The following is a 17739-nucleotide window of genomic DNA, read 5'->3' as shown; positions in this document are numbered from 1 at the left end:
GATCAGCCGCTTCCTTAGGTGGGAGGCGGCTTTTTTGCGTCTTTCGGCCCAGACAGAGAGGCGGCGGCACCCAGACTCCCGGGGGTTTCCGGTTCAAGGTAGGCATTCAGGGTTAAAATTTTTTTACAGCCGGAAAACATAGAAACTTTTACCTGAGATCATACGTCAAAAGGGAAGAGTAATTTTTCTAGCTCTGTTTATGAGTATGGGGAGGATGAGATATTTGAAAAAATTATGGGCTTCGCTCTTAGCCGCATTACTAATCATACCAATGTTTCTACAAACGACGGCGCAAGCGGCTACGCCGATCAGTATCTACGTTGACGGCAGCCGGCTGGCGACCGATCAGGCGCCGGTAGTCATCAGCGGGCGGGTGATGCTGCCGCTTCGGGCGATCTTTGAAGCGCTCGATGCTACGGTCAACTATAACCAGACGCTGCAAACCGTCACGGCCCACAAAGACGGCACGACCATCGTGCTGAAGCTGAAGTCGCGTTCGGCAACCATCAACAATGAGGCGGTGCTGCTTGATGTGCCGGCGCAAAGCATCAAGGGCAGAACGATGGTCCCCGTCCGCTTCGTCAGCGAGGCGTTAGGCCAGCAAGTCGGGTGGAACAACTCCACCAAGATCGTCACGATTAACTCCGGCTCGGGTTCGGGCAGTCCGGGTGGCGGGAGCTTGGATCCTAGCCCGGTAGCCTACGTATTCGCCCGCGATGTGGGGAATAACGGGGACGGCCGCGATTTGGAGGTCAGCTTCTCGAAATCCTCGAACGAATCGCGCGTTGAGCAGTACCGTGTGATGATCGTGAAAGCTTCGAATGCTTCCGTCTTTAATCTGACGGCAGCGCAAAGGGTCTCGTCATCGAACTACACGTCGTTGTCGCCGTCGGGAAGCGACCCGGTCGTGACCTTGTCGGCAAGTGCGCGGGATGTGGATGGATCCGCCATTCGCGAGAATCAATCCTACGTCGCTTATGTGTTGGTGATCGGCAAAGGCAACAGCGCCAATTCTTTGTCGAATCCGTCTCCGGCTGTTACGTTGTCCAACGGGGCAGCAGTAGCCGCTCCGACGAATGTGAAAGTCAGCGACGTGAGCGATTACAGCGACGGCCGCGATTTGCATGTCACCTTTACAAGAGCTCAAAACGAAAGCAACATCGCCAACTACCGTGTGTTCGTCGTCAAAACGAAGGACGCGGGCAGCTTTACGCTGAATACGGCGAACAATGTGCCGAGCTCGTATTCTACGGTCGTGTCCAAATCGGGCAGCGGTTCGACCTTAAGCGGTCAACTGACTTCTTCCGCCCGGGATACGTCCGGCGATTTGATCAAGAACGGCGTATCCTACACGGTTTTTGTGCAATCGGTCAGCAATCACTCGGGATATGCCAACAAATTATCGTCGGCTTCCTCCGCCATCACGCTCGCAACCGGTTCGGTAATTTCACCGGTCATTACGAAGGTCGAAGACTGGAACGACTACGGCGACGGCCGGGACCTGCGAGTCAGCTTCAATCGGATCTCGGACGAATCGCGGATCAGCTCTTACCGCATTTTCGTAGTCAAGGCCAGCGATTATGCCAACTTCAGCCTGTCTAAAGCGAATGGGGTATCCAGTGCGAATTATACACAGGTCAACAAGACCGGCTCGAATATCACGTCGTATGCCTTGTCCTCCAGTGCGCGGGATGTGGACGGAGCAACGATTCGCAACGGCGTCAGCTACCGGGTATTCGTTATGGCCGTGGGCACCGGATTTTATGCAGGGACGAATACGTTATCCTCCGCTTCGAGCGCCATTACGCTGACAAACGGCAACACGGTGGATACGGTATCGAACGTGACCGTTGAAGATGTGAGCGATTATAATGATGGCCGGGACCTGCGGGTGACCTTCACCCGGGCTTCGAACGAAACGTATATCAGCCATTATCGGATCATGGTGGTCAAAACCTCGGATGCGGGGAACTTTACGTTAGCCAAAGCCAACAATGTCGGCAGCTCGAACTACACCTATGTAAGCAAAAATGGCTACACCCTCTCCACGGTTCTGAACGCGGGGGCAAGGGACGTTGACGGAGCGACCATCCGGAATGGAGTAAGTTACCGGGTATTTGTCCTCTCGGTAGCCAGCAACGGTTATAATCTGAGCAACGCGTTGTCCTATTACTCCTCGCCGATTACGCTGTCGGGGAACGCAGTGGGGGCAGCTTCAAATGTAACTGCCAACGATGTAAATGATCAAGGGGACGGCCGCGATCTGCGAGTGACCTTCAATCGAGCTTCGAATGAAACCTATGTCAGCCAATACCGGGTATTCGTGGTGAAGGCGTCGAAATACGGAAGCTTTAATTTGAATGCAGCCAACTCGTCTGGTTTCTTCACGCCTGTCAATAGAAATGGGTTCACCTTGACCGTTGACCTCGGGGCAGGGGCGCGAGATACCGATGGAGAGCTTATCCGCAACGGCGTGGCTTACCGGGTTTATGTCTTGTCGGTTGCCGCAAACGGCGGCGGATCGAATACATTGTCAGGGGTTTCGAATGAAGTGACGTTGAGTGACAACAGTTCCGCCGGGGCTGTTTCCGGTTTGTATGCTCAGTTGAACTCGAATTTCAATGGTACATTTAGCAATATCGTGGTTGGCTTTAATAAGTTGGCCAACGAAAGTAACGTGGTAGAGTATCGGATTCTGGCAGTGCCGGCAGCGAACGCCGGGAGCTTTAAGCTTTCCGATGCCAACGCGGTAACCCAGCCCGACCGCTACACCTCGGTAGGAGTTCCGAATGCGGGCAACATTACGAAAACATTGGATAAACCCAATGATGTTTACGGTAACCCGATCAACAAAGATACCTCCTATCAATTCTTTGTCTTGACGGTTGCACGCAGCGGTGCCAATAATTTGTCTGCGGCTTCCAATGCCGTTCAGCCTATTCTCAAGGCGGATAATATTGCTGTTGCACCGGTAACTCGAGTGAGCGCGGTAGCTAATGCTGCCTCCATAACGGTAGAATTTGATTCGCCTAGTGACAGTCGGATTAGCTCGTATCGGATTCTTGTCGTTACCGAAGGCCAGACCCTTAACGTAGATGCGGCGATCGGTCTCAAGGATAAAGGCATACAAGTAGGTGCTAATGGTCCGCTTACGGGTACGGTTAACACAGATATTTATGATTCTCCGATTACTTCTCAGGGCTACAGAGTTTATATTCTGTCGGAACCGGATATGGTGAATGCCAAGGGATATGCGCTTTCCAACCCCGTTCTGGTCACTGTAGTTCCACCTGCAGCGCCAACGGGTACGGACGCACCTCCAGCCACAGTACCTACGCCGTAACCCGGATTTCATCAACCCAATACTGTCCCAAAGAGCGGTGCGCCTTATGGCGCCGCTCTTTTTTTCGCCCGTTGCCGGCTGCATCTCAGACGGCAGATTGACAATCTTTTCAAAATTTATGTACGATTAAGGTCAAACAAGGGAGCGGGAAGGAAGCTAAGATGCGGAGTTTGGGCGAAGCGGTAACTGCGGACGGTACGCTGGACGAGAACCGAATATGGCGACGAGAACCGATGTACCAAGGCATGAATGGGCGATGGGTGGAGCGGTTTTATACCGATCCCGGGCACAGCTATATCTTTAAGCCGCTGACGAACGGCGAATCGGTGGACCGAGAAGCATGGGTGAACGGAAACGTGCTGGCACAGCTTCCTGAGATCGCGGTACCGCAACTGCTGGCGGCCTCGCCGGAAGGGCGAGGAACCGAAGGCTGGACGATCTTCGAGGATCTGGGGCCGCTGCGCCACACCTACCGGCTGGAGTACGCCGAGGCGGCGGCCCGCCAGTTGGCCCGCTTGCATGCCGCTCCGGCGGAACGATGGCCCGGCTTGACGGCGCAAGGCCCCAAGCCGGGCATCGAGACCATCGCCGCGGATTTACTGCGGCGGCGGGACGAGGCGCGGGTGCTTCTGGCCGCGCACGGATTGCCGGTACAATGGCTCGACTCTGACAAGATGGCAGCGATACAGAAGGGGGGCGGCTTCAGCGACAAGCGCCGGGTGTTGTCACATGGCGACCTGCATCTGGGCAACTACGCCGTGACGAAGGCAGGCCGCGTGGTTCTGCTTGATTGGGAGCACGCGCATCGGAATCTCCCTTATTGGGATTTGTACCATCTGATCGATATGTCGCATCCGCGTTTTCCGAAGGCGATGCCGTCGGAAGATCGGATGAAGCTGTTAGACACTTATCTGGAGGAGGCGGACAAGCAAGGCACGACCTGGGTAAGGGAGGGACTGGCCCGGGAGTACGCCTGGTTTGCGGCGGTCTTTTCCTTATGGATGCTGCTGCTGATCGAGGGGGATTTGCGGCGAGGCGGCGGCGTTTGGACGATAGAGGGGTTGCTGCGGCAGCAGGAGGAGACGGCGGATGGCTTGGCCGGATGCTTAGAATTGTTGGAGGCTTATCTCTAGCAACGAACCGGAGTGACCTTATCCGCTCCTTTCCCGGCTCTGGCCCCCGTTAGCGGCGGACGTAACAAGAACGACGAAGCAGGACATTCACTACAATATCAACTAGAGGCGGGATCCAATGAAGAAAGTCGGTTTAGTCATGCGAAAAATCCAGTTTGCGGAGGCCCAAGGCCCGCGCGTGTTTGCGGAGCGGCTGCGAGACATCGGCCGAGAGCTTGGCGTAGAGATCGTATTTATCGCTCCGGAGCGCCATGTCAGCGGACATGACTGGCTTCCCGGCTACGAGCACGAGAAGGGAGATCTGGTCAATTACGACATCGTGCTGGATCAAATCCATGCACAGAAGATCGAGCATGTGATTTATACGGTATCCGGGTTTACTTTTCTAAAAATGTTCCTCCCCAAGAGCGTATTGTTCCCGCATAGCTTCCCTGATCCGGCCTTGACCGGGTATGAAATGATGAAGCCGTTCTACGGGATCGTGGACAAGGCGATCGTACAGACGGAGTTCTTGCGGCGGCAATTGAACGACGTGTTTGGTGTGACGGATGTAGACGTGATCCCGATCGGATTTAACGAAACGTTGGCGGAGCGGCATTATGACCCCGCCTCGATCGTCGATAATCGGGTGTTGTGGATCGGACGCGACGAGGAGAACCGGCGGCCGGATCTGGTGCTGGAGTATGCCAGACAGAATCCCGACAAGGATGTCGTGATGGTGTTCGGCGGGGAGCGTTACAAGGAAAGTATGAAAAAATACGACATCCCGCTTAATGTCACCTTACAGTTCGCATTAAGCCAGGACGAGGTGTTTGTATTGATGAACTCAGCGAAGGTATATTGGAGCTGCTCCAAGTTCGACACCTTTGCCATGCCGCTGACCGAGGCGCTGGCCATGGGCAAAATCGTCGTCAAGCCGGAGCATCCCTGCTACGGGCATATCAGCTCCCGCCATGCCTTTGCCGGCAATGAGAAGAACTGGTTCGAGCTCGTCAACATGGCGGCGGCCTCGCCGCAGAAGTATTCCGCGGACAATCGGGAATACGCTTTTGCGAATTTCTCGGCGACGGTGATGAAGCGGGGATATGAGCGCTTCTTCGGGGAGTGGTTGAAATGAGCGGGCAGCGGGTTCGGTCGGAAGGGGCCGGGAAGATCGAGCAATTGGCCGCGAGCGGTTGGCCTCCAAGCGAGGTGAAATCGCTGGGGGCGTGGAAGCTGCGGGTTAACAGCGGCGTCACGACCCGAGCGAACAGTGTGCTGGCGGCGGGGCCGTTTCCGGAGGGCGATTGGCTGGACGAAATCGAGCATTTCTACCGGGAACGCGGACTGCCGCCGTGCTTTCACATTAGTGAATCTTCGCCGCCAGAACTGGACGGGCGATTAGCGGCTTCGGGTTACGAAGTCTCGATGAATTGTCTGCTCCTGGCGGCCGACATCCGAGAGGTGCTTCAGGCATCCGCTGATTACGGAATCGGCGAAGCCAAAGTACGCTTGGCCGCCCAGCCGGAGGGGCATTGGATGGAGGAATTCCTGCGGATGGAAGGATTTCCGGAGGAACGGCGGGCCGGGTATTTGGCGATCTTCATGGCGATGCCGGCCCCTAAGGCGTTTGCCGTTATCGATGAGGCGGGAGAGCCAATGGGGGTGGCCACCGTGGTCATCGAGGAGGGCTGGGCCGGAATCAGCAACGTCGTGGTTGACCCGCGTCACCGCCGGAAGGGCGTCGCCGGCCGTCTGCTGCATGCCCTGGCGTTATGGGCCGCCGAGAACGGGGCGGAAGGCATGTATCTGCAAGTGCTGGCAGCGAATGCGCCCGCGCTGGAGCTTTACGACAAACTGGGTTTTGCGGCCATCTCGAGCTACCATTACAGGGTTCGCAAATAGCAGGAATTGCTGGGGCGGTCAGACAAGGGTCGCCTTTTTTTGCGTAGGAAGGAATAATCTGGGGAGAAGGCGAAAATTACATACGAGGGAACTAGAGTCCGGGTTTCTTACATAAACATGGAGTAGATCCATCGGTTGAGGAAGGATTTGGAATGCATGGCACAAACGCTGTTGTATCAGTACGGGCCTTACAATGAGGAGCCGCCTGCGCCGGAATGGGAAGAACGGAGGGGAATGATCTATCGCGATCCCAACCCGGTGTATGTCGGATTCTGGAGAAGGGTGCTCGCTTATCTCATGGATGCCTTGATTTTGACGGTGGTGGATTGGATCCTTCCTCTCCCCGAATTCACCCAAAGGCTGCTCGATTTGCTGTACTTCGTGATCCTGCCGGCCACTTCCTGGCAAGGGACGATCGGGAAGCTGGCGGTAGGGGCAAAGATCGTGGACGGGGAAGGGGAGCGGATCTCCATTTTGCGGTCGCTGGGGCGGTATTTTGCCCAAGTTCTATCCGGTTTGCTCTTATTTATTGGATTTATCATGATTGCTTTCAGCGCAGAGAAGCGCGGGCTACATGACTGGATTTGCAATACGTTTGTCCTGAATCGGGAATCGGAGCTGTATCCTTAATATGTGCGGAAACGGAGGAGAATCCAGATGACATTGGCAGAGCGATTAGGGTATGGGCGGGACGCCAAATTGTTAATCGTCAATGCGGACGATTTTGGGATGTGCCATGCGGAGAACGCCGCGATTATCCAGTTGCTGCAAGAAGGGGCGATCTCCTCGGCCACCGTGATGGTCCCTTGCGCCTGGGCCAAGGAGGCTGCGGCCTGGAGCGTCGCGAATCCCGAATATGACGTAGGGGTGCATTTGACGTTCACCAGCGAATGGAGCGGTTATAAATGGGGGCCGGTTACGCGCGACGGAGATGTGCGGACGCTGGTTACGGAGGAAGGTTACTTCCCCGGAGACGTGACTCGCTTCGAATTGCAGGCCAGCCGTCCGCAGGTGCGTCTGGAGATGATCAACCAGGTAGAGACCGCCTTGGCATTAGGTCTGGCGCCTACGCATCTTGACAACCACATGGGCAGCTTGTACGGCTTGGTCACTGGCAACCATTTCCTCGACGTGGCGTTTGAGATCTGTGCGGACTACGGCTTGCCGTTCCGCTTGCCGCGTTCGCTGCCGCAGGTAGGCAAGCTGCCGCCAGAAGCCGCCGCTCTGGCCCGGCAGGTCACCGAACTGGCCGACCGGATGGGCGTCATTCTCCTCGATGAGCTTATCGGGCTGCCTTTCGGGAAACAGCCGGGCGAAACCTATGAAAGCTACAAACGAGAAATGATTTCCGTCCTGAAGGCGCTGCGGCCCGGCGTCTCCGAGATCATCCTTCATCCCGCTCTGGCGACAGAGGAGTTGAAGGCCATTCATCACGAGTGGGAAAAAAGACAATGGGATGATCAGCTCTTCCGCGATCCGGAGATCAAGGCGGTGATGGAGGAGGAAGGCATCGAGATGATCCGCTGGAAGGATCTTCAGGGCCTGCAGCAGTTGCGGCAGAGACCCTGAAGGAATGGACTCTCGAATTAAGGAGGCGGGGCGGAGACTGGAAGTCAGCGGTTATGACGCCAGCCGCGAGATAATTAACTGGACTTCAGTAATCCCTCTACCGCTTCCGCGTTTAACGGGCGACTGTAATAATAACCTTGAATCTGGTCACAGCCGTTTTGCTGCAGGAATTCGAACTGAGCTTGGGTCTCAACGCCTTCGGCGAGGACGGTCATGCCCAGGGATTTCCCCAACTGGATGATGGATCGCAGCAAGGAGTTATCGCGCTCGGAGCGCGGCGTCTCCTGCACGAAGGTGCGGTCGATTTTCAGCACCTGAACCGGGAGGGATTTCAAGTAATGAATCGAGGAGTAACCCGTCCCAAAATCGTCCACGGACAGTAAGATGCCCCGTTGCTGCAAAGCGGTTAACGTATCCTTGATCATCATATGGTCGTTGAGCAGCGATTCGGTCACCTCAAGCTCCAGATAGCGGGGGGCAAGACCGGTTTCGGTCAGCACTTGTTCGACCATGCGCAGGAAGTGGGGATGCCTGAATTGCACCGCCGAGACGTTCACGGACATCGGGAGCTTCGGAAATCCGGCTTCCTGCCAGTGCTTGTTCGCTTTACAGGCTTCTCGCAGGACCCATTTGCCCAATTCGACGATAAACCCGTTATTCTCGGCGACCGGGATGAAGGATCCCGGCGGAATGTATCCCTGCACGGGATCGTTCCAGCGGAGCAACGCTTCAAAGCCGCTTAATTCCTCGGTGGCAGCATCGATCTTGGGCTGAAAGTGCAGCTCGAATTGCCCGGCTGCCAGCGCCCGTGCCATCTTCTTCTCCAGCGTCAACTGGGTCATCAAGCGATCCATTAAGTAATAATCATAATAATGCGGGCCCTCCAGCGCTTCCTTCTTCGCTTCCTTCATGGCCATTTCGGCATGCTGCAGCAATTGGTTCACATCGGACCCGTCGTCCGGGAACAAGCTGATTCCGATTCCGAAGCTAACTTGGAACATTTCGCCGGAAAGGAGATAAGGCTCTTTTAACGCATCATTCAAATCAAGTGCAAGGGTATGTATATATAAGGGGTCAGACATGTTCGATACCAGTATGAAAAATTCGTCCGCAAAGTTGCGGCATATCGGCGTTCCCTCGGGAAAGGAGCGGAGCAGCCTTTCGGCGACCTGCCGCAGCAGCTCATTGCCGTCGCTCTCGCCGTAGCTTTCGTTGATGTGCCGAAATCGGTTCAGATTGATGCACATCACCGCCGCCGTGGTGTTCCCGGCCTGGGCTGAGCGCAGCTCGGCGCACATCAGTTCCTTAAAGTAGTTGTAATTCAGAAGACGGGTCACCGGATCGAAACGGGACAGTTGGCGAAGCCGTTCGTTAGAAGCCTGTTGCTGTTCCACTTCCTGCGTCACGTCGAACTGAAGCCCGATGAAATAGAGAGGTTGTCCCTTCGAATCCAGAATGGGGCTGATGACGAACTGGTTCCAGTAGGTGCTGCCGTCCTTCTTGTAGTTCTTGATCGTGACGGTGGCGGATCCACCCTCTTTAATTGCTTTCCGAATGACATCGAGATGTTCCTTGTTGGTCTCCTCTCCTTGCAGAAAACGAAGATTCCGCTTCAGAACCTCCTCGCGTCTGTATCCGGTTAACTGCTCAAATCCTTGATTAACATAGACCAACGGGTTATCCGCAAGATTCGGATCCGTAATGGCCAAGCCGACGCCCATTCGGTCAATGGCGCGAAGCAGGGCTGATGCGGTGAGCATGGATTCCGGTCGGAATAGGGAGCTTGCCTGGTCGTCTTCCACAATAAAGCCTCCTCGAAATGAACCGCTGAAGATGTAGTTAACCGACGATGTCCGTCATACGGGAGCGTCCGATCAAAGCCGAAGCTTATAATCCCATCATACATGCGGCATGATACGCTGGCAATCGCTTTTTCCGAAAAGGGCGACAATAGTCGCGAGCCTTTCTACCTAGTGGTGGAGCCGCCTGTTTTCTTGATGTGTCGCGTAGGAGAGAAAGGAAGGGGACTAGGCAAATGGGATAAACGATTCTCCCGAAGAGGACGAAGCCATCACTTAATCCATCAACAGCTTGAGCAGCTGTGTCCGGTTGCTGGCGCCGACTTTTTGAAAAATAGAACGCATATGTTTCTTAATGGTAACTTCGCTCAGAAAGAGGCGGGAGGCGATGTCCCGGTTGGTAAGTCCCTCGGCAGCGAGAGTCGCCACCTCCTTCTCGCGACGGGTCAAGTCCGTTCGGGCGTAGATTGCTGCCTCCGCATTCGACTTCGTCGTCTTCTCGGTGGATAAACCAAAGACAGCCGCCTCGCGGCGTCGGAGGTTCCTCCCGTCGTTACGCAGACTGGAAGGGACGGGTTGTCCGTCGCTATGCCTGCCCTGCAATGACGAGAGCTTTAAAGGCAAGCCATCCGTCTGCTTCCAAATGCGATACACCTGCTCCGTCTCAGCGATTCCGATCCCTCGAAGGTAAGCTACAACGCTGTTGAAATCGAGGTTCGTGAGCGGCATTCGGTAGATGGTGCGCTTCCAGAGCGGGCATCCCGTCCACTTGCTGGACAGCGGGTTGCGGCCGGAAATAACGCAGAGGCAGCGATCCTTGATTTGCAGAATAAAAAAGTCCCGAAGCCAATCCTCCATCGGCTCCAGCAATTCATAGGTATCGATAAATAAAATCGCAGGTCCAAGTAGGGCGCGTTTATTGATCGTCTCGATGGCGGCTCTGATGATGAAGTCGGGATCGGATGAGGAGGGGAGGGTGTTCAATAAACCAAGCTGGGACAGGATTTGCCGGCAGAAATCTTCGGGTGAGGTTTTCATTCTCGCTGCATCAAGCGCAATGACGGCGGCGCCTTGCCTGGTTGCTTGTTTTTGAAATTCCTCGGCCAGCGAGCTTTTCCCTACCCCGGCGGATCCGTAGATGTTGATGATTCGTTCCATGCTTGAATAGTGCTTAAGATATAACAAGAAAACTTCCAGCTCCCACTCCCGGCCTATTATCCAGGACTTCAGATCTAAGGATTGACGCTCGTGCGATGGTAAACTCCTCATTTTTTTATCCCCCCTCACAAATTCAAATTTCAGCTATTCCTATTTAGGATATCGTTGAACTGAAAGATAGAAAAGTAACTTTTTGTATAGAAATGTCGAAAAAACCCTATACAAAGTATACTTTGGGGTAATGTCCCAATTCCTGTTGTCATGATAAATTTGTTTTTGTCGAACAGGAAATTTCTGTGGTCTGGACTATATTTCTTGAATTATTATAGGGAGATAGGAAACTGAAAAGTAGGAAGATAGACTTAGAATCGGGATTAGGCCAAAAGGCATGGTGAATAAAAAGGTGGACATACCAGCGCAGGCGTTCTTCCTTGCCAGCTGATTTCAAATAAGGATGTGGTGATGTCATGAGACAGGTTCATGTCAGAATGCTCGAACCAGGCGACGTTTTGGCCGAGCCTATAATTAATCAACACGGAATGACGATGCTTGGGGCGGGGACTGCCCTAACGGAGAACCATATTATCCGGCTAAAGAAGCTGGGGGTTCAAACGGCCATAATCGTCCCAAAGGAGCCGGCAGGTTCCTTCCGCGAAGACGATTTGAAAGGGTTCAGCCCGATCATGAAGTTTCAGGATCGCAAGGAGAAAGCCGAGGCGCGGCAGGATATCCGGCAAATGCTGGTGCGTCTCGCGGATTCCGACCTTGGCTTTGGGCGCCCGTCCACCCCGCAGCTGGATGAACAGTTTCGCCGGATGTTCCGCAACATCCTCTATGAAATCACCAGTCATGAGCAGGTACTGGACGGCTTGATCCGTCTTCAGCAAAGCGATCCCTACCTGCTGGAGCATTCCTTTCATGTGACGGCGTATTCGGCGATTCTTGGGATTGCGGGCCAATACTCCGGAGCGGAAATGATTGACCTGTGTGTTGGCGCATTGTTGTTCGATATCGGAATGACGGAACTGCCCTCCCACACGCTTAGGCGGAACGGCAGCTTGACCGGAGCCGACCGTGAAGCGCTGCGTCGCCATCCGGAGGCGGGCTTTCAAATCATCTGTGATATGGAGGGCGTGTCGAGGCGTTCCGCCCTGTGTGCGCTGCAGCACCATGAACGATATAACGGGACAGGGTATCCTTCCCGGCTAAAGCATCATGAAATCGATGAATACGCCCAAATTGTCGCTATCGCCGACACCTATCACGCCTTGATCTCGCGCCGGAACTACCGTCTGGCCTATACGCCCGGCGAAGCGATTGAATATTTGCTGGCAGCCGGAGATCGCTATTTCAGCCTCGGACTGATTCAAAAGTACCTGCGTAATATCAGCATTTATCCTCTGTCCTCCGTTGTTAAGCTAAGCAGCGGTCAGTTAGGCATCGTATCCTCCTTGGATTCCAACCTCGTACACCGGCCTATGGTCAAGATCATTCGCGAAGCGGACGGTTCGAACGTAAGATCGCCGTACGAAGTGGACCTCATGCGCAAAACAGACCTGGTGATTACCGAAATTTTGGAGAACAACGGGGAAGGGATGCAGCTGTCCGCAAGGATCTAAACGAAAATTTGTTCGGACAACGGCTCGTGGATGTAAGGAGCAGGATGCAAAAAGCGCGAGCTTGGGAGGTTATCCCTGGGCTCGCGCTCATTTTATCTAAAAAAAACCTCTATGATCTGACGTCGGTTAGTTCAGACTGCATCATTTCCAACTTGCGGATAATCTCCTTCTGCCACTGGCGGTCACCCAAGTGGGCGGCAAGATTGAGCAAATCCAAATAGTCATCGATGTTCAGCCTTGTCTTTCTGCGGGCGGACAGCAATCTCATGGGCGTTCGTCTCCTCTTCGGCATTTTTTCGGTAGATCAACCGAGCTTATCCCAAAAACAATAATGATAATCATTATCAAATGATCTTTTTTTTATTATGCACAATTCCGCGCCCCTTGTAAATAGCAGCAAGACCGTTTAATCTAAAATTTAAATGAATGGGGCAATGCCGGGATGGCGAGCGCTAACACCGGTTAATCTAACGAAATAATATTAAAAAAAAGACATGGAGATACGGGGGGCGTTATGGAGACAGAATCACTGTTAAAAGTCGAAGAGCTGGCAATCAAGAAGTATAAAATATTTAAGCAGAGCCATCTCCGATATATTGCCAGGGCGATGCTGGCGAGCATGTTTATCGGTTTTGGGGTGATCGTTGCGTTCAAGAGCGGGAACTATTTCTATATGGAGCAGTCGCCGCTGACTTATCCGATGGCCGCGATTACCTTTGGGGCCGCTATCATACTTATCGCCTACGGCGGCGGAGATTTGTTCACCGGAAATACGTTTTATTATACATACGCGGCTCTAAGGAAACGGCTGAAATGGCAGGATGTCACGAAGTTATGGGTGTTCAGTTATTTTGGCAACATCCTGGGTGCAGGGGCCTTTGCCTTATTGATTTACCTGACCGGCTTATTTGCCGATGCCTCGGTGAATAGTTTCCTGCTGAGCGTCGTCGAGCATAAAATGGCTACCCCTGTTACGGAGTTATTCTTCCGCGCGATTCTTTGCAACTGGCTGGTATGTCTGGCCTTCTTCATTCCAATGGCACTGCAGGGAGACGGGGCTAAGATGTTCGCGATGATGCTGTTCGTCTTCTGCTTCTTTATTTCGGGTTACGAACACAGCATCGCCAATATGTGCACCTTTGCCATCGCTTTGGTGCTGGATCATCCCGGTACGATTTCGTTCGGCGGGGTGATTCACAACCTCATCCCGGTGACGCTTGGCAATTTGGTTGGCGGGGTGCTGTTGATGGGTTTCATGTATTATTTCGCCAATAAACCGTATTTGGATGCGGAGGATGCTTCCGAGCAGCTGCATAAATAAGCTTAATTTCAAGTCAGGCACCTCCGCGTTCGAGGTGTCTATTTTTCTTGTTCAGGCGGGGAATTTAGCCTATGGGTTCCTGTACAACTGTGATAAGATGAAACAAAATATGCTAATTCTCGCGACTCGATGGGGTAACCCCACTCCTATCCTAACGTAAAGGGTGTATCGCTTATGAAGCGGATCCGAAGGTTGATAGCAGGTATGCTCGTGTTTTCGATGATGGCGGGGTTAGGCGCGACAAAGGTTGAAGCGGAACGGAGGGCGGTTCAACCTCTGGTCTATTCTGCCTCGGATTGGAAGGAGGCTTACCCGGCTTTGGCTGACGGCTCAGCGGATACAGTCGGGTTGATGGCCGTTCTTATTCTGGCAGGCGGACTGCTGCTCGGAGGCGTGGCGCTGGTCTATTGGCTCATCCGAGCTTATATCATCCGTCTGCGCCGGACGATTCATGGAGAACGAGGATTTGCCAAGGAAGTGCTGGATCACACCAACCTGTTTATCTGGGCGGTACAGAGCGACCGGATCACGGTGCGTTTCAACCGATACGCGGAGTCGGTTACGGGCATCAGGGAAGGGGAAGCCGTCGGGCGGCCTTATACGGACCACCCCCTGTTGCAGCATGCATGTCGGGAACTCATTCCGCTGCTGGACCAGGCGCTGTCCCATCGCTTTGTGGACAACCGCGAGCTGAATCTGTTCTGCGCGTCCCAGGGGAAAGCCAAGGCTTTCTTGTTCCGTACGGCGGTGATTCCCGGATTGCAGGGAGACCCGGATGTGTTCCTTATGACCGGTGTGGATATTGAGGAACGCAAGCAATTTGAGAACAAGCTGCATCAAAGCTATCAGGAACTGGAAGCCGCCAATCTGGAGCTCACCGCGACGCAAGAGGAATTAAGGGAGAACTACGATATGCTGCTGGAGAACCAGGAGAGGTTAAGACGCAGCGAGGAACGCTATCGCCTGGTCGCCGAAGCGTCGAACGGCGGGATCTGGGAGTTGGATCTGGAGCGGAATCGGCGATACTACTCGCCGAGGTGGTTCGAACTGCTGGGTTACCGTTCGGAGGACCCGATTACCAGTGAAATGCTCCGACAGGTGATTCATCCGGAAGACGAGCCGAAGATCCGGCAGAAAATCAACGCCTTGCAGGCAGGGGACAAAGAGGTGTTCGAGTGCGAATACCGGCTGCGTTGTAAAGACGGAGAGTACCGATGGTTCCTGGGCCGGGGGAAAGCCCTGTTTAATGAGCAAGGGCGAGCCTATCGAATGGTGGGCTCAAATATAGAGGTACATCAATTGAAGATGTATCAGGAGCGGATGCGGCATCTCGCTTATTACGATGCGTTGATCGACTTGCCGAACCGGCTGTATTTGCTTGAGGAAATGGAGGTGCTCGTCTCCAGGGAAGATGCCAAAGCGGCCTTATTTTTCGTAGATACCGACAACTTTAAATTCATCAACGATACGCTGGGCCATAAATTCGGCGACCGTCTGCTGATGCAGGCAAGCTCCCGGTTAACTTCTCTGATCGGAGAGGCGGGAATGTTATTTCGGTTAGGCGGTGACGAATTCGTCGTCCTGATCCGGGATGTGGAGGAGGAACAGGCGACAGCCCTGGCCGACAAGCTGCTGAAGGGGTTCAGGGAACCGTTCCGAATCGATGACAGCGATCTGTTCGTGTCGATCAGCATCGGCATTTCGTTCTACCCGAAAGACGGGCGCACCCCGGAGGAAATTCTCAAGAACGCGGATGTGGCGATGTACGCGGCGAAGCAAGCGGGGAAAGGCAGATACGTTGTCTTCGAGCCCCTTTTTTTGAAAGCGTTTAATGATCGGGTGCAGCTGGAGAAAAACTTGCGGCAAGCGCTGGAACGAGGTGAGTTCACCCTCCATTATCAACCTCAAATCAAGGTGCGCGACGGCCGAATTTGCGGCTTCGAGGCGCTGATTCGTTGGAACAGCCCGGAGCTCGGATTCGTATCGCCTTTATCATTCATTAGAATTGCCGAGGACAGCCGGCTGATCGTACCGATTGGCGAATGGGTGTTGGGAGAGTCCTGCGCCTTTGCCAAGCGGCTGGAAGTTGAGGGCTTCGGTATCTACAAAATCGCTGTTAACATCTCCGTCGTTCAACTGCTGGAGGAGGACTTCGTCGGCAGGGTTCTGCGTATCCTGCAGCAGACGGGCTTGTCGCCCGATTGCCTGGAGCTGGAGATCACCGAGTCGATGATTATGGAATCGGTGGACTCACTGGTGCCTAAGCTGGTCGAACTGAAAGCCCATGGCATTCAAATCGCACTAGATGATTTCGGAACCGGCTATTCATCGCTGGGATCGTTGAAGCAGATGCCGATTACGACGCTGAAGGTGGACAAGTCGTTTATTGAGCATTTGCCGGACCAGGACGACAGCCGCTCTCTTGCCAAAGCGATTGTACTGATCGGACGCAAAATGGGGCTGCAGGTTGTCGCCGAGGGAGTGGAGACCGAACAGCAGATGCAGCATGTTCGCCGCGCCAAATGTGATATTATTCAGGGATATTACGTCAGCAGGCCGCTTCCGGAATCCGGGATCCGTGAGCTGCTGCGAAGCTAGCCCTGAAATCAGAAGGGAATCAACCTAAACCAATCACCCGCAGGATGGTGTATTGGATACACGATGCTGCGGGTGATTGGTGTAAAATTATAGCCCGGCGGAGGTGCTGCCTTCCTGTACAGGAGCCGGGTCGGGTTCGCTGAGGAACGCAGTGATTGGCATTGAGGCTGCGCCCAGTGCTGTAGACCGGATCCCCAGATTCGCGAAGGCGACCCCGCTTTTCTTCCGGTGATAGGATAAACTGCGGTTCTCGATCGTACGCAGCATTGCCTCCTGAAGCAGGTCGCCGGCAAGCGACAGCCGGTTGCCGATCACGATCAGCTCCGGATTCAGGATGTTGACCAGGTTGGCCAACCCCACACCAAGCTGAGCGCCGATCTCGTTCAGGAGCTCAGTCGCTCGAGGTTCGCCGCCGCGGGCCATGCGGATAAGCTCTTCCAGATCCGGAGCCGAGTTGCCCCACAGCTTGGCGGCCCGGTCAAGCAGCGCCTTCTCCGAGGCGAGCGTCTCCCAGCAGCCGCGGTTGCCGCAGCGGCAGAGCGGGCCATTCTCGGCAACGGTCATATGTCCGACCTCGCCGGAGAAATTCGACGTGCCGCGGTACAACTCGCCGCCGACGATGATGCCGGAGCCGATCCCGATCCCGATACTGAGGTAGATCAGATTCCGGGCTTCGCGGCCGGCGCCGTATAGCTTCTCGCCAATCGCACCGGCATTGGCCTCGTTATCAATATGAAGATTGGCCCCGAACTCGGAGGCCAGCGATTCATACAGATCGACCTGGTTCCAGTCCAGGTTCGGAGCGGAGATCACCCGGCTCTGGTCGTCGACGAGCCCGGGGACGCCAATCCCGATCCCGACGATTCCGTACGGGGATTCGGGCACTTTTTTGCGAAACTGGCGGATCGTCTTACGGATCTGTTCTAGCACGTGGTCCGGGGTGAAGTCGGTGAGCGGGACTAATTTTTCCTGAAGCACATGCCCCTCCAGGTCGACGAGCACAGCCAGTAAATCTTTGACGCGTATATCGATGCCGACGGCATATCCGGCGCTGCGATTGAAGAGGAGCAGGGTTGGCTTACGTCCGCCGCTGGATTCACCGGGGCCGATCTCGGTAACCAAATGACTGTCGATCAGCTCGGAGACGAGGGACGATACGGTTGCCTTGTTCAAGCCAATGGCAGCGGAGATATCCGCGCGGGATAAGGGCTGACGCTGACGGATCGTATCCAGGACGATGGTTTTATTCATTTTTTTGATGAGCTGCTGGTCGCCTGTGATTTTCATATAAACTCCCTCGGTATGCCCATGCCTT

The 17739-nt window shown here is 54.4% G+C and carries 13 protein-coding genes; 9 read left to right on the top strand and 4 right to left on the bottom strand.

The window, feature by feature from the left end:
- The first annotated feature begins 214 nt into the window (after positions 1–214).
- The 6 genes from BN3795_RS01650 to BN3795_RS01625 all read left to right on the top strand — a co-directional run bounded on the left by BN3795_RS01650 (position 215) and on the right by BN3795_RS01625 (position 7929).
- Positions 215–3343 (top strand): copper amine oxidase N-terminal domain-containing protein, encoded by a 3129-nt coding sequence (locus BN3795_RS01650; RefSeq protein WP_232729825.1) that lies wholly within the window; start codon positions 215–217, stop codon positions 3341–3343.
- Between the two features lie 161 nt (positions 3344–3504).
- A complete protein-coding gene (locus tag BN3795_RS01645) occupies positions 3505–4476 on the top strand; it encodes a phosphotransferase family protein (protein WP_068783017.1) in 972 nt (323 codons plus the stop codon).
- A gap of 118 nt (positions 4477–4594) precedes the next feature.
- Positions 4595–5593 carry a glycosyltransferase gene (locus tag BN3795_RS01640; RefSeq protein ID WP_068783016.1) on the top strand — a complete coding sequence of 333 codons (999 nt, stop codon included), beginning with the start codon at positions 4595–4597 and terminating at the stop codon, positions 5591–5593.
- Positions 5590–6360: a GNAT family N-acetyltransferase gene (locus tag BN3795_RS01635; RefSeq protein ID WP_068783015.1), complete on the top strand. Its 771-nt coding sequence runs from the start codon at positions 5590–5592 to the stop codon at positions 6358–6360. Before BN3795_RS01640 ends, BN3795_RS01635 begins: the two co-directional genes overlap by 4 nt.
- 156 nt (positions 6361–6516) lie before the next feature.
- A complete protein-coding gene (locus BN3795_RS01630) occupies positions 6517–6990 on the top strand; it encodes an RDD family protein (protein WP_068783014.1) in 474 nt (157 codons plus the stop codon).
- Between the two features lie 27 nt (positions 6991–7017).
- The gene (locus BN3795_RS01625) at positions 7018–7929 is read left to right on the top strand and encodes a polysaccharide deacetylase family protein (protein ID WP_068783013.1); all 912 of its coding nucleotides are present in this window, start codon (positions 7018–7020) and stop codon (positions 7927–7929) included.
- A 74-nt stretch (positions 7930–8003) separates the two neighbouring features.
- Here BN3795_RS01625 and BN3795_RS01620 read toward each other — a convergent pair whose 3' ends face one another.
- The gene (locus BN3795_RS01620) at positions 8004–9731 is read right to left on the bottom strand and encodes a putative bifunctional diguanylate cyclase/phosphodiesterase (protein WP_068783012.1); all 1728 of its coding nucleotides are present in this window, start codon (positions 9729–9731) and stop codon (positions 8004–8006) included.
- Positions 9732–10004: 273 nt separating this feature from the next.
- Positions 10005–10997 carry a LuxR C-terminal-related transcriptional regulator gene (locus BN3795_RS01615; RefSeq protein WP_068783011.1) on the bottom strand — a complete coding sequence of 331 codons (993 nt, stop codon included), beginning with the start codon at positions 10995–10997 and terminating at the stop codon, positions 10005–10007.
- A 356-nt stretch (positions 10998–11353) separates the two neighbouring features.
- Here BN3795_RS01615 and BN3795_RS01610 point away from each other — a divergent pair, with 356 nt between their 5' ends.
- A complete protein-coding gene (locus tag BN3795_RS01610) occupies positions 11354–12505 on the top strand; it encodes an HD-GYP domain-containing protein (protein WP_068783010.1) in 1152 nt (383 codons plus the stop codon).
- Positions 12506–12614: 109 nt separating this feature from the next.
- Here the strand turns inward: BN3795_RS01610 and BN3795_RS25410 are convergent, their stop codons facing one another.
- Positions 12615–12773: a hypothetical protein gene (locus tag BN3795_RS25410; RefSeq protein ID WP_198524617.1), complete on the bottom strand. Its 159-nt coding sequence runs from the start codon at positions 12771–12773 to the stop codon at positions 12615–12617.
- A gap of 246 nt (positions 12774–13019) precedes the next feature.
- Here BN3795_RS25410 and BN3795_RS01605 point away from each other — a divergent pair, with 246 nt between their 5' ends.
- Positions 13020–13826 (top strand): formate/nitrite transporter family protein, encoded by an 807-nt coding sequence (locus BN3795_RS01605; protein ID WP_068783009.1) that lies wholly within the window; start codon positions 13020–13022, stop codon positions 13824–13826.
- Between the two features lie 174 nt (positions 13827–14000).
- Positions 14001–16424 (top strand): sensor domain-containing protein, encoded by a 2424-nt coding sequence (locus tag BN3795_RS01600; RefSeq protein WP_110944939.1) that lies wholly within the window; start codon positions 14001–14003, stop codon positions 16422–16424.
- 87 nt (positions 16425–16511) lie between these two features.
- On the opposite strand, the gene BN3795_RS01595 is transcribed toward BN3795_RS01600, so the two are convergent.
- Positions 16512–17711 carry an ROK family protein gene (locus tag BN3795_RS01595; RefSeq protein ID WP_068783007.1) on the bottom strand — a complete coding sequence of 400 codons (1200 nt, stop codon included), beginning with the start codon at positions 17709–17711 and terminating at the stop codon, positions 16512–16514.
- Positions 17712–17739 lie beyond the last annotated feature (28 nt).

The sequence above is a fragment of the Paenibacillus phocaeensis genome (assembly GCF_900021165.1).
Taxonomy (GTDB): domain Bacteria; phylum Bacillota; class Bacilli; order Paenibacillales; family Paenibacillaceae; genus Fontibacillus; species Fontibacillus phocaensis.
Note: the sequence above shows the minus strand (reverse complement) of the source record. Positions and strands in the feature narration are given on the sequence as shown.

Bases quoted from the DNA above. Each gene is read 5' to 3' on its own strand.
- BN3795_RS01630 (WP_068783014.1), top strand. From the start codon at position 6,517: ATGGCACAAACGCTGTTGTATCAGTACGGGCCTTACAATGAGGAGCCG.
- BN3795_RS01645 (WP_068783017.1), top strand. From the start codon at position 3,505: ATGCGGAGTTTGGGCGAAGCGGTAACTGCGGACGGTACGCTGGACGAG.
- BN3795_RS01600 (WP_110944939.1), top strand. From the start codon at position 14,001: ATGAAGCGGATCCGAAGGTTGATAGCAGGTATGCTCGTGTTTTCGATG.
- BN3795_RS25410 (WP_198524617.1), bottom strand. From the start codon at position 12,773: ATGAGATTGCTGTCCGCCCGCAGAAAGACAAGGCTGAACATCGATGAC.
- BN3795_RS01610 (WP_068783010.1), top strand. From the start codon at position 11,354: ATGAGACAGGTTCATGTCAGAATGCTCGAACCAGGCGACGTTTTGGCC.
- BN3795_RS01650 (WP_232729825.1), top strand. From the start codon at position 215: ATGAGATATTTGAAAAAATTATGGGCTTCGCTCTTAGCCGCATTACTA.
- BN3795_RS01640 (WP_068783016.1), top strand. From the start codon at position 4,595: ATGAAGAAAGTCGGTTTAGTCATGCGAAAAATCCAGTTTGCGGAGGCC.
- BN3795_RS01635 (WP_068783015.1), top strand. From the start codon at position 5,590: ATGAGCGGGCAGCGGGTTCGGTCGGAAGGGGCCGGGAAGATCGAGCAA.
- BN3795_RS01595 (WP_068783007.1), bottom strand. From the start codon at position 17,711: ATGAAAATCACAGGCGACCAGCAGCTCATCAAAAAAATGAATAAAACC.
- BN3795_RS01605 (WP_068783009.1), top strand. From the start codon at position 13,020: ATGGAGACAGAATCACTGTTAAAAGTCGAAGAGCTGGCAATCAAGAAG.
- BN3795_RS01625 (WP_068783013.1), top strand. From the start codon at position 7,018: ATGACATTGGCAGAGCGATTAGGGTATGGGCGGGACGCCAAATTGTTA.
- BN3795_RS01615 (WP_068783011.1), bottom strand. From the start codon at position 10,997: ATGAGGAGTTTACCATCGCACGAGCGTCAATCCTTAGATCTGAAGTCC.